The organism is Streptomyces sp. 2A115, from assembly GCF_052245575.1.
GTDB lineage: Bacteria > Actinomycetota > Actinomycetes > Streptomycetales > Streptomycetaceae > Streptomyces.
The window spans coordinates 1-564 of record NZ_JBQQCG010000266.1; the positions used below are offsets into that span (position 1 = coordinate 1).

The window sequence follows — 564 nt, forward strand, 5'->3', positions numbered from 1 at the left end:
ACCGGCTCCCGGTCGGTGGAGGTCTACTCGCTGCGTGAGGACGTGGCTGACGAGGGTGGCACGGACGTATGGACGCGGCACGCCACCGGAGTGCTGTCGACCTCGCCGACGGCCCATGGGAGGGAATTCGATTTCGCCGCGTGGCCGCCGTCCGGCGCGCAGAAAGTCGATCTGGATGTCGGCGACTTCTATACCGATCTGCTTGAGCGCGGTGTCGGTTATGGTCCGGCGTTCCAGGGGGTGCGGGCGGTCTGGCGGCGTGGTGAGGAGATCTTCGCCGAGGTCGCCCTGCCCGAGGAACAGCGCAAGGAGGCCGGCGGGTTCGGTATCCATCCGGCGCTCCTGGACGCGGCCCTGCAAGTGGGGACGATCGGCGGCCACGCGGACGAGGGCGTGGCGGAGTCCGGGGCTCCGGTGTTGGCGTTTGCGTGGAACGGGCTGGTGTTGCATGCCGTGGGTGCTTCGGCACTGCGGGTACGGGTCGCGCCGTGTGGCCCGGACGCGTTGTCGGTCGAGGCTGCCGACGAGGCGGGTGGTCTGGTGGTGACGATGGACTCGCTGGTG

At 69.5% G+C, this 564-nt stretch carries 1 protein-coding gene; it reads left to right on the forward strand.

Annotated elements, in window-relative coordinates; translation table 11 throughout:
- A partial coding sequence (locus ACTWQR_RS55960) for a polyketide synthase dehydratase domain-containing protein (protein WP_443235050.1) occupies positions 1 to 564 on the forward strand: 564 nt, incomplete at both ends.